The organism is Roseateles aquatilis (assembly GCF_002205645.1).
Lineage (GTDB): Bacteria > Pseudomonadota > Gammaproteobacteria > Burkholderiales > Burkholderiaceae_C > Roseateles > Roseateles aquatilis.
On record NZ_NIOF01000012.1, the window covers coordinates 41,714 to 53,909 of the forward strand.

The 12,196-nt window shown below is 71.4% G+C and carries 11 protein-coding genes and 1 pseudogene; 10 read left to right on the forward strand and 2 right to left on the reverse strand.

Features of this window, described 5'->3' with window-relative positions; genetic code table 11:
* Nucleotides 1-16 precede the first annotated feature (16 nt).
* Complete coding sequence (locus tag CDN99_RS21445) at nt 17-1,219, forward strand: esterase-like activity of phytase family protein (RefSeq protein WP_088386951.1); 1,203 nt, start codon at nt 17-19, stop codon at nt 1,217-1,219.
* Between the two features lie 66 nt (nt 1,220-1,285).
* Here CDN99_RS21445 and CDN99_RS21450 read toward each other — a convergent pair whose 3' ends face one another.
* On the reverse strand, nt 1,286-1,510 hold the full coding sequence (locus CDN99_RS21450; RefSeq protein ID WP_088386952.1) for a hypothetical protein: 225 nt from the start codon (nt 1,508-1,510) through the stop codon (nt 1,286-1,288).
* Between the two features lie 240 nt (nt 1,511-1,750).
* Here CDN99_RS21450 and CDN99_RS21455 point away from each other — a divergent pair, with 240 nt between their 5' ends.
* The 5 genes from CDN99_RS21455 to CDN99_RS21475 all read left to right on the forward strand — a co-directional run bounded on the left by CDN99_RS21455 (nt 1,751) and on the right by CDN99_RS21475 (nt 7,967).
* Nucleotides 1,751-2,128: a DUF1090 domain-containing protein gene (locus CDN99_RS21455; protein ID WP_088386953.1), complete on the forward strand. Its 378-nt coding sequence runs from the start codon at nt 1,751-1,753 to the stop codon at nt 2,126-2,128.
* A 73-nt stretch (nt 2,129-2,201) separates the two neighbouring features.
* Complete coding sequence (locus tag CDN99_RS21460) at nt 2,202-4,409, forward strand: TonB-dependent receptor (protein WP_238139646.1); 2,208 nt, start codon at nt 2,202-2,204, stop codon at nt 4,407-4,409.
* Entirely contained in the window at nt 4,409-5,275 is an 867-nt protein-coding gene (locus tag CDN99_RS21465; protein WP_088386955.1) for an ABC transporter ATP-binding protein, read from the forward strand. The genes CDN99_RS21460 and CDN99_RS21465 overlap by 1 nt, the downstream gene beginning before the upstream one ends.
* Complete coding sequence (locus CDN99_RS21470) at nt 5,272-6,675, forward strand: DUF3526 domain-containing protein (protein WP_088386956.1); 1,404 nt, start codon at nt 5,272-5,274, stop codon at nt 6,673-6,675. The genes CDN99_RS21465 and CDN99_RS21470 overlap by 4 nt, the downstream gene beginning before the upstream one ends.
* Complete coding sequence (locus CDN99_RS21475) at nt 6,672-7,967, forward strand: DUF3526 domain-containing protein (protein ID WP_088386957.1); 1,296 nt, start codon at nt 6,672-6,674, stop codon at nt 7,965-7,967. The genes CDN99_RS21470 and CDN99_RS21475 overlap by 4 nt, the downstream gene beginning before the upstream one ends.
* Nucleotides 7,968-8,216: 249 nt before the next feature.
* Here the strand turns inward: CDN99_RS21475 and CDN99_RS29420 are convergent.
* Nucleotides 8,217-8,585: pseudogene (locus tag CDN99_RS29420) on the reverse strand (Fur family transcriptional regulator); the annotation flags it as partial.
* 141 nt (nt 8,586-8,726) lie between these two features.
* Here CDN99_RS29420 and CDN99_RS21485 point away from each other — a divergent pair.
* From CDN99_RS21485 to CDN99_RS21500, 4 genes are read left to right on the forward strand one after another with little or no spacing between them, the layout of a single operon-like run.
* Nucleotides 8,727-9,488, forward strand: coding sequence for a ZIP family metal transporter (locus CDN99_RS21485; RefSeq protein ID WP_158218917.1), 762 nt, complete (start codon nt 8,727-8,729; stop codon nt 9,486-9,488).
* A 26-nt stretch (nt 9,489-9,514) separates the two neighbouring features.
* A complete protein-coding gene (locus tag CDN99_RS21490) occupies nt 9,515-10,813 on the forward strand; it encodes a GTP-binding protein (protein ID WP_088386959.1) in 1,299 nt (432 codons plus the stop codon).
* Between the two features lie 15 nt (nt 10,814-10,828).
* Nucleotides 10,829-11,479 (forward strand): DUF2796 domain-containing protein, encoded by a 651-nt coding sequence (locus CDN99_RS21495; protein ID WP_088386960.1) that lies wholly within the window; start codon nt 10,829-10,831, stop codon nt 11,477-11,479.
* Nucleotides 11,476-12,186, forward strand: a complete 711-nt coding sequence (locus CDN99_RS21500) for an ATP-binding cassette domain-containing protein (RefSeq protein ID WP_088386961.1) — start codon at nt 11,476-11,478, stop codon at nt 12,184-12,186. The genes CDN99_RS21495 and CDN99_RS21500 overlap by 4 nt, the downstream gene beginning before the upstream one ends.
* Nucleotides 12,187-12,196 lie beyond the last annotated feature (10 nt).

Here is a 12,196-nt window from a genome sequence, read left to right on the forward strand (position 1 = left end):
CACCTTGATCGCTGTCATGTCGCTCTTCACCGTCACGCCTTCACCCCTGCCCGTCCGCCGCGCGCCGCGCCTGGCGCTTCTGGCGCTCACCGCCGCCGCGCTGCTCGCCGGCTGCAACAACGATGACGACGAGACAAGCACCGACGTCACCATCTCCAGCCTGCGCCTGATCGGCCAGCAGGTGCTGCCGCGGCGCATGGAGTACCAGGGCACCGTCGTGGGCGGCCTGTCCGGCATCGACTACGACGCCAAGTCGGACAGCTACCTGCTCATCAGCGACGACCGCACGACGACCGACTCGTCCAACGCGCCGCGCATGTACACGGCCAAGCTGACCTTCGACGCGAGCACCTTCAGCGCGGTGCAGTTCACCGGCGTGGTGACGATGAAGCAGCCCGACGGCAGCGTCTATCCGAAGGTGCCCGACGCCAAGGTCGCCGATCCGGAGTCGGTGCGCATCGACCCCGTCAACGGCAACTACGTCTGGCTCAGCGAGGGCGACCGCACGCTGACCAGCACGCCGCAGCGCATCATCAATCCCTTCATCCGCGAAGTGACGCCACAGGGCACGCACGTCCGCGAATACGCGCTGCCGTCGATGTTCACGATGAGCGCCAACAACACCGGCCCGCGCGGCAACCTGGTCTTCGAGGGGCTGAGCTTCTCGCCGGACATGAAGTCCGCCTGGGTGTTGATGGAAGGCGCGCTGCTGCAGGACGGCAACGCGCCGACGACGACCACCGGCAGCGCGTCGCGCCTGACGCGCTTCGACCGTGCCAGCGGCCAGGCCAACGCGCAGTACCTCTACCCGATCGAGAAGGTGCAGGCGACGCCGGTGCCCGCAGACGCGTTCACCGTCAACGGACCGACCGAGATCCTCGCCCTGTCCGCGACTCGATTCCTGGTGCTGGAGCGCAGCTTCTCGGTCGGTGTGATCGGCAACCAGGTGCGGCTCTACGAGATCGACACCGCCGCCGCCACCAACGTGCTCACCGCGGCCTCGCTGACCGGCGCGACGCCCGTCACCAAGCGCCTGGTTCTGGACTTCGAAACGCTGAAGACGCAGCTTGGCGGCATCGCCAACCTGGAAGGCATCACCTTCGGCCCGAAGCTCGCCAACGGCCGTCGCAGCCTGGTCGTCGTGGCCGACGACAACTTCCCGACCGCCGACTCGGCGACCGACCGCAACCAGATGCTGGTCTTCGAGATCCAGCCCTGATGCGCGGATGCTGACGCCGGCGCCCCGGACGGTCCGATGGCGACGGGCCGTCCGGGGCTGCTCGCCTTAAGTCAGACGCCGGAACTGCAGCGCCTGGATCAGCGTCGCATCCCCTTCCCGCGTCAGGGTCTGCCGCACCACTTCGGCGCGGCCGTCGGCCGCCAGCCGCTGGATCTCGCGCGCCGCGCTGTCGAAGACCAGGGGATGCTCCAGCCCGGAGCCGGCATGCGGGAGCTCGGTGAGCTCGCCGGGCGAGGAATCGAGGAACACGTCCATGGCGATGGAGTTCATGAGGACCTCTGCTGTTTTGGGCAACCCTGCCACTCTATGCTGCAGCGCAGCAACTTCAATGCGGGTTGCATCAAGTTTCATTGCCGCGCCCGCTGGCGGGCGATGAGCGACCGCCGGGCCCCTGGCCCGAGCACGCCCCGCATCGTTCCCGGCAGCCGGCACGACGCCGGCGCCCAAGCCTCTCATGACCCGGCCGTCCTCGCCTATCCTGGGGTTTCCCAATCACCCGAAGGAGCCGCGATGAAACGACCGCCCCCTGTGCTGTTGCTGCTCGCGCTGGCCGCCCCGGCCTTCGCCGCCGAGCCCGGTCCCGCCTGCGCCGCCAAGCGCGCCAGCATCGAGACGCAGATCACCGAAGCCAAGGCCCACGGCAACAAGCCGCAACTGGCCGGCCTGGAGCGTGCGCTGCGGGCCACGAAGGCCCATTGCACCGATGAAGGCCTGGCGCGCGAGCGCGAGGCCCGCATTCGCAAGGCGCAAAAAGAGGTGACGGCCCGTGAGGCCGACCTGGCCAAGGAGCAGCAGGACGGCAACGAGAAGAAGATCGCCAAGCGCAGCGCGAAGCTGGACGCCGCCCAGCGTGAGCTGGAGGAAGCGCAGAAGCCGCTCGAACGCTGACACGCATGACTTCAGGAAGGAGGCTCGACGCTTAAGTGATAATGCATTCGCATTAACGTTTAAGCATCGAGACATGACTTCACCCCTGCACGCCCGCCCTTTCCTCCGCCTCCCGGCCCGTCTCCAAACCCGCCGCCCGACGTCCGCGCCCGCGCTGAGCCCCCTTGCCCTGGCCTTGGCCCTGTGCGGGCAGGCCGCCCAGGCCCAGGACGTCGACCCCACCCGCACCGCCGCCGCCGAGGAAACCCGCTCGAACGACGATCGGGCGCGGGCGCTGCATCGCGTGGAGGTCAACGGCCGCGGCGGCGCCGCCAGCGCCCGCCAGCCGGGTGACCGATCCGAGCTGACGCTCAAGCCGGGCGCGCTGCCCACCGCCGTGCAGCACATCAGCGACGAGGACATCAGCAACACCAACATCGGCCGCGACATCTCCAACGTGTTCCGGCGCGTGCCCGGCGTGCTGGCCAACAACATCGACCAGGGCGAGACCGGCAACGGCTTCCGCATGCGCGGCTTCGCGACGCAGGGCACGCATGGCGCCGACACCGCCGTCTACGTCGACGGCGTGCCGCAGAACGTGCCCTCCAGCCAGGGCGGCGCGGGCCACGGGCCGGTGTTCCTGGAATGGCTGACCGGCGACATGATCGGCGGCATCGACGTCGTCAAGGGGCCGATCTCCGCGCTCTACGGCGACCAGAACCGTGCCGGTGCCGTGGACATCCGCACGCGCGACGGCGGTGCCGCCACCCCCTCCAGCATCAGCGTCGGCCTGGAAACCTACGGACTGCGCCGCACATCGCTGGTGTTGTCCAACACGCTGGCCACCCACGTCGCGCCGATCGATTCGCTGCTGATCGCCGACCTCTACCGCAACGACGGCTACCGGCGCGCCTCCTCCACCGATCGCGACACGCTGTTCTGGAAGCTCTCCACCCGCCTGGACGACGCCCGCTACAGCCTGCGCTTCACCCGCTACGTGGCCGACTTCCAGGCCGCCGGCTACCTGCTGCTGCCCGACCTCGACAAGGGTCTGGATCCACGCTCGACGCAGGCGGACAACCCCGGCTTCGGCAACGCGCGCCGCAGCAGCCTGGTCTTCAACCGCGCGCCCGCCGACGGTGAAGGCGGTTGGTACGCCACCGCCTACGCGGAGACCCTCGAGCGCACGCGGGGCATCACCACCAGCGCCACGCAGCACACGGTCGGCGTGGACGACCGCGACATCTTCGGCGCCCGCCTGTCCAACAACGTCCGGCTGGGCGACGACGCCGCGCTGATCGTCGGCGCCGAGGCGCGCCGGGATCGCGGCGACGCCTACCGCCGCATCGACGTCAACCGCGCGCCGAGTGCCAACTACGTCAACGCGCAGGATCTGGACCTGCTCACCTACGGCGTCTTCGCGCAGGGGCAATGGCGGCCCGCGCGCGACGTCAAGCTCAGCGCCGGCGTGCGCCATGACCGCTTCGACTACGACATCGACAACCTCAAGCTGCCCGCGGCCAGCACAACCTATCGCCGGGGCGTCACCACGCCCAGGATCGGCGCGTCCTGGACGGTGATGCCGGAGCTGGAGCTCTTCGCCAACGTGGCGCAGGGCATGCGATCGCCAGCCGCGGAGCAGATCAGCGGCAGCGGCGCCACCGGGCCGCTGGGCGCCGCCGGAGGCATCGTCAGCGCCGTGGCGCCGAGCAAGGTGCGGTCGTACGACCTGGGCTTCACCACCGCGCCGCTGGCGGGCTGGACGGCGTCCGGCTCGGCCTACTACATCCAGAACAGCGATGAGATCGTCGGCCAGCCCGACGGGTCCTTCAAGTCGGTCGGCGACACCACGCGCAAGGGCTTCGAGCTGGAAACGCGCTGGCAAATCAGCGGCTCGACCCGTCTGTATGCCAGCCTCGGCCGCATCCTCGAAGCCAAGGTGAACAACCCGGCCGCCAACACCGGCGCGCAGCTGTCGGTGCCCGGCCGCCAGCTCAAGGGCGGCATCCAGCACCGCCGGGCGCTGGGCGACGGCCAGCTGACGCTGAACGCCGATGCCTACCTGATCTCCGACATCCCTTACTACGTCGGCACGCCCGCCACCCAGGAGCGCGAGATGCCGACCTACATCCGCTACGACCTGCGCGCCAGCTACGACTGGCGGCAACTGCAGATGTCGGTCTACGCCGTGCTGCAGCCGCAGCGCTTCGGCACCGAGATCGCCTACGGCAGCGCGGCCGGCCTGATGATCTCGCCGGTACCGCGCGGCACGGTCGGCGCGTCGCTGCGCTACTTCTTCTGATGAGCACCGCGCCCATCCTGGAGGCGCGCCGCCTCGTCATCCGCCGTGGCGACCGCGTCACGCTCGACGGGCTGGACCTGGCCGTGCCCGCCGGTTGCGTCTACGCGCTGCTGGGCGGCAACGGCGCCGGCAAAACCACCACGCTGAACGCGCTGCTGGGCTTCGTCGCGGCGGCATCCGGCCAGGCGCTGGTGGACGGCGTCGACGCGTCGCGCCAGCCGATGGAAGCCCGGCGGCGCCTGGCCTACCTGCCGGAGAACGTCGCGCTCTATCCCTACCTGAGCGGCGTGGAGAACCTGCAGTACTTCTGCGCGCTGTCGGAGGTCCGACTCGACGCGGAGCGGGCCCGCGGGCTGCTGACGGCCGCGGGACTGGCCGTGGAGGCGCAGGGACGGCGCGTGGCGGGGTACTCGAAAGGCATGCGCCAGAAGGTGGGCCTGGCGATCGCGCAGGCCCGGCAGGCCCGCGCGATGTTGCTGGACGAACCGACCTCCGGCCTCGATCCGGCGGCCGCCAACGAGTTCGCGCAAAGCGTGCTGGCGGCGCGCGCCGCGGGCATGGCCATCCTGATGGCGACGCACGACCTGTTCAACGCCCTCCAGGTCGCCGATCGCATCGGCATCCTGCGCGAGGGTCGCCTCGTCGCCGAGCTGCCGGCCCGCGACGTCGCGCACGACGAACTGGAGCGCATCTACCTGCGCCATGCACGGGACGTGGCGCCGTCGAGAGTCCATGCCGGGACGGAGACGGAGATCGCGCCAACCCCAACATCGGCAGCGGCAACGGCAACGGCAACGGCAACGGCAACGGCAACGGCAACGGCAGCGGAAGCGGAAGCGAAGGCGACGGAGAGGACCTCGCCATGATCGCCGCCGTCACGCTCGCCGAGACCCGCGCGCTGCTGCGCGACGGTCGATTGTGGGGACTGGGTCTCGCGCTGATGCTGCTGTTCGTCGTGATGCTGGCCACCGCGTCGCAACAGCGGCAGCGCGCGGAGCAGGAACGCCATCAGGTGGAGCTCGCCGCCCGCGCGCAATGGGACCATCAGGGCGAGAAGCATCCGCACCGCGCGGCCCACTTCGGCCTCTACGCCTTCAAGCCCCGGTCCGCGCTGGCGAGCCTGGACCCCGGCATCGACGCGCATGCCGGCCAGGCGCTGTGGCTGGAGCCGCACAAGCGCAACCTGGCCTTGTTCGCGCCCGCCGTCGATGCCGCGCCATCGCTGGGACTGGGCGATCCCGTACCGGCGTTCATCCTGCTGGCGCTGGTGCCGCTGCTGGTCGTCTTGCTCGGGCACGGCTCGGTCACGCGAGAGCGCGAGACGGACACGCTGCGCATGCTCCACGCCTGCGGCATGCCAGGGCGCCCGCTGCTGGTGGGCAAGTGGCTGGGCCTGTCCGCCGGTCTGGCGATCGTGCTCGCGCCAGCGCTGGCAATGGGCGCGTGGCTGATCGTCGACCGCCACAACGTCCTTCAGGCCGCGCTGCTGCTGGCGGCGCTGGTGACCTACCTCGGCATCTGGGCGGCGCTGACCGTCCTCGTATCAGCTCGATGCCAGACCTCGCGCGGCGCGCTGCTGGTCCTGATCGCGCTGTGGGTGGGTGCCGTCTTCGTCGTGCCGCGCCTGGGCGCCGCGATCGTCGAGCGCATCGACCCGCTGCCCACCGGCGAGGCGTTCTGGTCCGCCATCCATCGCGACATCGAGCAGGGCCTGCCCGGCGACAGCGACGCCCGCCAACGCCTGAAGGCCTTCGACGCCCGGCTGCTCACGGAACATGGCGTCACGCGGCCGGAGGATCTGCCCGTGGGCGCCAACGCCAGGCGGCGCCTGTTCCGCGACGCCTACGCGACGCGAATCCACGCCCTGCACTTCTCCCGACTGTGGAACACCCAACTGCGGCAACAGGCGTTGCTGCGCGGCTTGACGGCCGTCAGCCCGTTCCCGGCGATGCAAGGCGTGAGCGCCGCGCTGGCCGGCACCGACCTCGCCCATCGGCGCGACTTCGAGGACGCCGCCGAGCGCTACCGGCAGCGCTTCACCACGCTGATGGACGAATGGGACGCCCAGGCCACGCGCGGCGTGGTGTCCTACGAGACGCGCTACGCGGGCGATGCGCAGTGGCAGGCGATGCCGCCGCTGCGTTACGCGGCGCCCGGCGTCCGTTTCGCATTGAATGCCGCCGGCCCGGACTTCGGCGTGCTCGCGCTGTGGCTCGCCGCCGCGCTCGGCGGCCTGCTGCTGAGCGCAAGAAAGCTGACGCCATGAGCCCCTGGCCGACCCCGCACCATTGGCGCGCCGAGGCGCTGCGATTGCGGCGGCAGCCGCTGGCCTGGATCGCGCTGGGCACGCTGCTGGCGGTGCTGCTGGCCGCCGCCGTCGTCGCCGGACTGGACGCGCGCGCCTGGCGCGAAGACGCCGCCCGGCAGGACCAGCAACTGTCACGGCAGCGGGCGGCGGCGATCGCGCAGTTCCGGGACGGACCACCGGCCGGCGCCGGCGCGGCGCTCGCCACCTACCAGCTAGGCCGCGGCGAGCTGGGCGCCACGCGCATGACGATGCTGCCCGGCCTCGCGCTGGGCCTGCATCGCCTGGAGACGATGCCCACCCGCCTGCGCGTCAGCCTCGACAGCCGCCATGCCGACGCCCGCGACCCCGGCCCGCTGCGCAATCCGCTGCTGACCGACACGGGCCTGCCTGGCCTGCCGGCCATCGTCGCGCTGGTGTTGCCGCTGGTGGCACTGGTGCTGTGCGCGGGCCTGCTGCAGGACGAGCGCGAGCAGGGCCGACTCGGACTGCTGCGGGTCCAGTCACGGCGCGGCCTCTTCCCGGTGCTGGCCGCGGCGCTGGGCTGGCGCCTGGGCGCGCTGTGCGTGGTGGTGGCGGTCGGCACGCTGCCGGCGCTGGCGCTCGACCCTGGCGCCAGCCTGACGGTGGCGCTGCAATGGCTGGTCGCGCTGGTGGCGTTCTGCGCGGTGTGGGTGGGCATCGGCGGGTTGCTGTCGTGCGCGCCGGTCTCCGGCGCGACGGCGATGCTGGCGGCGCTGGGGTCGTGGCTGCTGTCGACTTTCGCCGTGCCCGCCGCGCTGATGTGGGCCGCCGAACGCGAGGCACCGATGCCATCCCGCCTGGCGGCGATCGTGGACCTGCGCGCCGCGCAGCAGGATGGCGAAGTCCGCGAGGCCGCCTTGGCGCAGGCCTGGTACGCGGCGCATCCCGACATCCCGCCGCGCTTGCCGGCGGTCTGGCCGGCCAGCTTCGTGCCGCGCGTGCTGGCGCAGGACGACCGTCTGCGTCCCCTGATGCGGCGCTTCGACGACAGCCGCCAGCGTCAGGCCGCGTCGATGGCGCGGTGGGCGTGGCTGTCCCCGGGGCTGAAGCTGGTGCTGGTGGGTGAACGGCTGGCGGGCACGGACACCGCACGCCACGTCGCCTACCTGCGCGAGGTGGACGCCTTCGAGGACCGGTGGCGGGACCTCCTGGTCCCGCGCGTGATGGACGGGCGAGGCGCCGACGCACAGGCGCTGGCGGCGCTGCCCCGCTTCGAGATGAAGCGCTGACCGCGCGATCCGTCAGCGCGCCGCGACCTTCGTCCTGGGCTCGGGGGGCGTCTTCGCGCCTCTCGTCGCGGCCGCTTTCGTGGCGGTCTTCGTGGCCGTTCTGGTCGCCATCCCGGTAGCCGCCCTTGCGCCGCCCTTCGCGGCGGGACCGGCCTGCGCGGCGGCGCTCCTGGCCGTGGCCCTCGCGGGCGTCGCCGCCGGTTTCCCGTGCACCTTCGCGGCAGCCGGGCGCCGCGCCTTCGCCGTCGCGGCGGCGCAATCGCTGCACCGGCCATACAGCGTCAGCTCGTGACGCTCGACCGTGAAGCCGGCCGGCGCCAGCGCCGTCATGTCGCCCGGGCACTCGTGCACGTCGAAGACCCGCTGGCATTCGGTGCACTGGAAGTGATGGTGGTGCGAGTGCTGCGCGGACTCGTAGCGCGGACTGTCGCCCGGCAGGCTGACCGACGCGATCTCACCCGCCTCGATCAGTTGCTTGAGGTTGCGGTAGACGGTGGCCAGCGACAGGCCGGGCACCTCCGCCTGCGCCGCCTCCATCACCTCCTGCGGTGACAGCGGACGACCGGATTCATCGATGACGGTGCGGATAGCGGCGCGCTGGCGGGTAGATCGTTCCATGGATTTCGGCGGGAGGTCTGGCCTCGATGCGCGGATTCTGGCATGCTCACTAATGCAAATGACTTCTCATTACCAATTGACATCACCTTCGGCGGCGACGAGCCGCCCGCCAGGCAACCGCGGCCTGCCGGGAGGCGTCCCATGCTGATCGGCATGATCCTGGCCGCCTGCCTGTTGAGCTCGGTGCTGAGCCTGGCCATCGCCGCCGCGCTGACGCATCGGCTCTCCTCCGGCATGCGTGAGCGGCTGGTCGCCTTCGCCGCCGGCGTGATGCTGGCCGCCGCGCTGCTGGACCTGCTGCCCGAGGCACTGGCCTCGACCAGCGAGCCGCAACAGATCCTCGGCTCGGTGCTGGCGGGGCTGCTGCTCTTTCACCTGATCGAGCGCTGGTCCCGGGACCGCCGCGCGCGGGCGCAGGCACCGGTCGCGGCGGCGCCGCCCGCGTCGGACAGTCTCCGCGGCGCGCCCTGGACCGTGCTGATCGGCGACGGCCTGCACAACTTCGTCGACGGCGTGCTGATCGCCGGCGCCTTCCTGGTCCATCCCTGGCTGGGCCTGACCACGGCGGTGGCGGTCACGCTGCACGAGATCCCGCAGGAGCTGGGCGATTTCGTCGTGCTGTCGGCGGCGGGCTGGCCGCGCCGCGAGGCCGTCCTGGGCAACGCGCTGTCCGGGTTGACGTCGGTGCTCGGCGGGCTGGTCGGCTGGCTGGCGCTGGACGGCATGCAGGGGCTGCTGCCGCATGCGCTCGCGCTGGCCGCCGCCAGTCTGATCTACATCGCCGTCGCCGACCTGATGCCGTGGCTGCACCAGCGCGACGGACGCGGCGGCGCGGCGCCGCATGCCCTGGCGATGTCGGCCGGCGTGGTGGCGCTGCCGATGGCCGCGCACTGGCTGCACTGATTTCCAACCGACGCGGAGTTCCTCCCATGAGCACGCCCCCTCCCTTTCAAGACACCGTCGCGGACGGCGACGAGCCGACGCCTCGCGCTTCGGGCCACGCGCCCGGTCACGTGCCGGGCCCTGTTCCAGGTCACGTCCCAGGGCATGTACCGGCTCACGCGCCAGGCCACGCCCCACGGCGCGCCCGCCGACGCCTGCCGACCACGGTGCTGTCGGGCTTCCTCGGCGCCGGCAAGACCACGCTGCTGAACCACATCCTGCGCAACCGCGAAGGCCTGCGCGTGGCGGTGATCGTCAACGACATGAGCGAGGTCAACATCGACGCCTCGCTGGTCCGTGACAGCGCACGACGCGACGGCGTCGGGCTGTCCCGCACCGAGGAGCGCATGGTCGAGATGAGCAACGGCTGCATCTGCTGCACGCTGCGCGACGACCTGCTGGTGGAGGTGCGCCGGCTGGCCGAGGAGGACCGCTTCGACCACCTGCTGATCGAATCCACCGGCATCTCGGAGCCGATGCCGATCGCCGCCACCTTCGACTTCACGGATGAGCAGGGCCGGAGCCTCAAGGACCTGGCCCACATCGACACGATGGTGACCGTTGTCGACGCCTTCAACCTGCTGCGCGACTTCGACAGCGAGGACTTCCTGTCCGATCGCGGCGCCGTCGCCGGCGACGACGACGGGCGGCGGCTGGTGCAGTTGCTGGTCGAGCAGATCGAATTCGCCAACGTCATCGTGGTGTCCAAGACGGACCTCGTCGGCCTGGCCCAGTTGGAACGCGTCCATGCGCTGCTGCACGCGCTCAACCCGGACGCCGAGATCATCGACGCGCGCCGCGGCGACGTGCCGCTGGACCAGGTGCTCGGCACCGGGCTGTTCGACCTGGAGCGCGCCGAGGCCATGCCGCGCTGGGTCAAGGCGCTGGAGGGCCACGACCACTCGGAGGCCGACGAGTACGGCATCGCCAGCTTCGTCTATCGCGCCTCGCGCCCCTTCGACGCGGAGCGCCTGCATCGCCTGATCTGCGAGCCGCCGCCGGGGCTGCTGCGGCACAAGGGCTACGTGTGGCTGGCCAGCCGCCCCGAGTGGCTGGGCTGCCTGTCCGGCGCCGGCGCGATGACGCAACTGGACCCCGTGGGCCAGTGGAACGTGCCGCCGGCCGAGCGCGGCCAGGAGCTCGTTTTCATCGGCCAATCGCTGGACCGCGCCGCGCTGTCCCGCGCGCTGGACGACTGCCTGCTGTCCGACGAACGCCACCGGCTCGGCCCGGGCCACTGGCGCCACCTGCCCGATCCGTTTCCCGCCTGGGACCTCTCTCACTGAAAACAGGACTTGTCCATGACCGATCGCCTCCCCGCACCGCTGGCCGCATTCACCGCCATGGCGCGCACCGGCCTGCTCGCGTTGACCGCCTCCGCATCGCTGCTCGCCGGCGCCTCCGCGCTGGCGGAAGAAGCGCAGATGACGCACGACGCGGAAGCATCGCACGCGGGCCACGGCGCCCATGAACACGGCGTGATCCGCGTCGACGTGGTCGTCGACGGCGATCAGTTGACCGTCGCGCTCGAGGCACCGCTGGACAGCCTGCTCGGCTTCGAGCATCAGCCTCGCACCGATGCAGAGAAAGCCGCCACGCAACGCATGCTGACGCGGATGCGGGACGGCGCGACGCTGTGGCGCCCCGCGCCCGAGGCGGGTTGCCGCTTCGAGTCCGCCCGGCTCGACTCCGCCCTGATCACGGCGCCAACCGACGGGGCGCGGGCCAACAAGACGCCGGCCGATGGGGCGTCGGAAGCCGGCAAGCACATGGACCTCGACGCGAGCTACACCTTCCGCTGCGCTCAGCCGGCCAGGCTGAACTCGCTGTCCCACACGCTGTTCCGGGACTTCCCCCGGCTGCAGCGCCTGGAGGTGCAGATCGCCGGTCCCAAGGGGCAACGCAAGCGCACGCTGCAACGGCCGGTGGACACGGTGAGGCTCGCGCCATGAGCGAAGCGCCGCTCCTGAGCGTGCGCGATCTGCGCTTCCGCTGGCCGGGCGCCGCCCGCGACACGCTGGACATCCCCGAGTTCACGCTGCATGCCGGTGAATCCGTCTTCCTGCGCGGCCCCAGCGGCTGCGGCAAGAGCACGCTGCTGTCGCTGATCACGGGGGTGCTGACCGCCGAGGCGGGCGAGGTCGCGCTGCTCGGGCAGTCCTGGCGCGCGCTGTCCGGCGCGCGGCGCGACCGTCATCGCGCCGATCACGTCGGCTACATCTTCCAGCAGTTCAACCTGCTGCCCTATCGATCGGCGCGGGACAACGCCCTGCTGTCCTGCGCCTTCTCGCGGCGCCGTGCCCGGCGTGCCGGCGACGCGGGCGCGCAGGCCTCGCTGCTGCTGGCGCGGATGGGGATCGACGCGGACACGGAACGACGCCGCGCCGACCAGCTCTCGGTAGGCCAGCAGCAGCGCGTGGCCGCGGTGCGCGCGCTGCTGGGGCGGCCCGAGCTGGTGATCGCCGACGAGCCCACCTCCGCGCTCGACGAGGACCATCGCGACCGGTTCATGGCGTTGCTGCATCAGGCCTGTCGCGATGCCGGCAGCGCCCTGCTCTTCGTCAGCCACGACGGGCGGCTCGCGCCGGCCTTCAGCCGCGTGCTGGACCTGGCGCGGCTGAACCGCGCCGCCGCGGCGACGGCGACGGAGGCCGCATGAGCGCGATGAA

Excerpts from the sequence above, each read along its gene's own strand:
- CDN99_RS21445 (WP_088386951.1), top strand. The coding sequence starts at position 17 with ATGTCGCTCTTCACCGTCACGCCTTCACCCCTGCCCGTCCGCCGCGCG.
- CDN99_RS21450 (WP_088386952.1), bottom strand. The coding sequence starts at position 1,510 with ATGAACTCCATCGCCATGGACGTGTTCCTCGATTCCTCGCCCGGCGAG.
- CDN99_RS21455 (WP_088386953.1), top strand. The coding sequence starts at position 1,751 with ATGAAACGACCGCCCCCTGTGCTGTTGCTGCTCGCGCTGGCCGCCCCG.
- CDN99_RS21460 (WP_238139646.1), top strand. The coding sequence starts at position 2,202 with ATGACTTCACCCCTGCACGCCCGCCCTTTCCTCCGCCTCCCGGCCCGT.
- CDN99_RS21465 (WP_088386955.1), top strand. The coding sequence starts at position 4,409 with ATGAGCACCGCGCCCATCCTGGAGGCGCGCCGCCTCGTCATCCGCCGT.
- CDN99_RS21470 (WP_088386956.1), top strand. The coding sequence starts at position 5,272 with ATGATCGCCGCCGTCACGCTCGCCGAGACCCGCGCGCTGCTGCGCGAC.
- CDN99_RS21475 (WP_088386957.1), top strand. The coding sequence starts at position 6,672 with ATGAGCCCCTGGCCGACCCCGCACCATTGGCGCGCCGAGGCGCTGCGA.
- CDN99_RS21485 (WP_158218917.1), top strand. The coding sequence starts at position 8,727 with ATGCTGATCGGCATGATCCTGGCCGCCTGCCTGTTGAGCTCGGTGCTG.
- CDN99_RS21490 (WP_088386959.1), top strand. The coding sequence starts at position 9,515 with ATGAGCACGCCCCCTCCCTTTCAAGACACCGTCGCGGACGGCGACGAG.
- CDN99_RS21495 (WP_088386960.1), top strand. The coding sequence starts at position 10,829 with ATGACCGATCGCCTCCCCGCACCGCTGGCCGCATTCACCGCCATGGCG.
- CDN99_RS21500 (WP_088386961.1), top strand. The coding sequence starts at position 11,476 with ATGAGCGAAGCGCCGCTCCTGAGCGTGCGCGATCTGCGCTTCCGCTGG.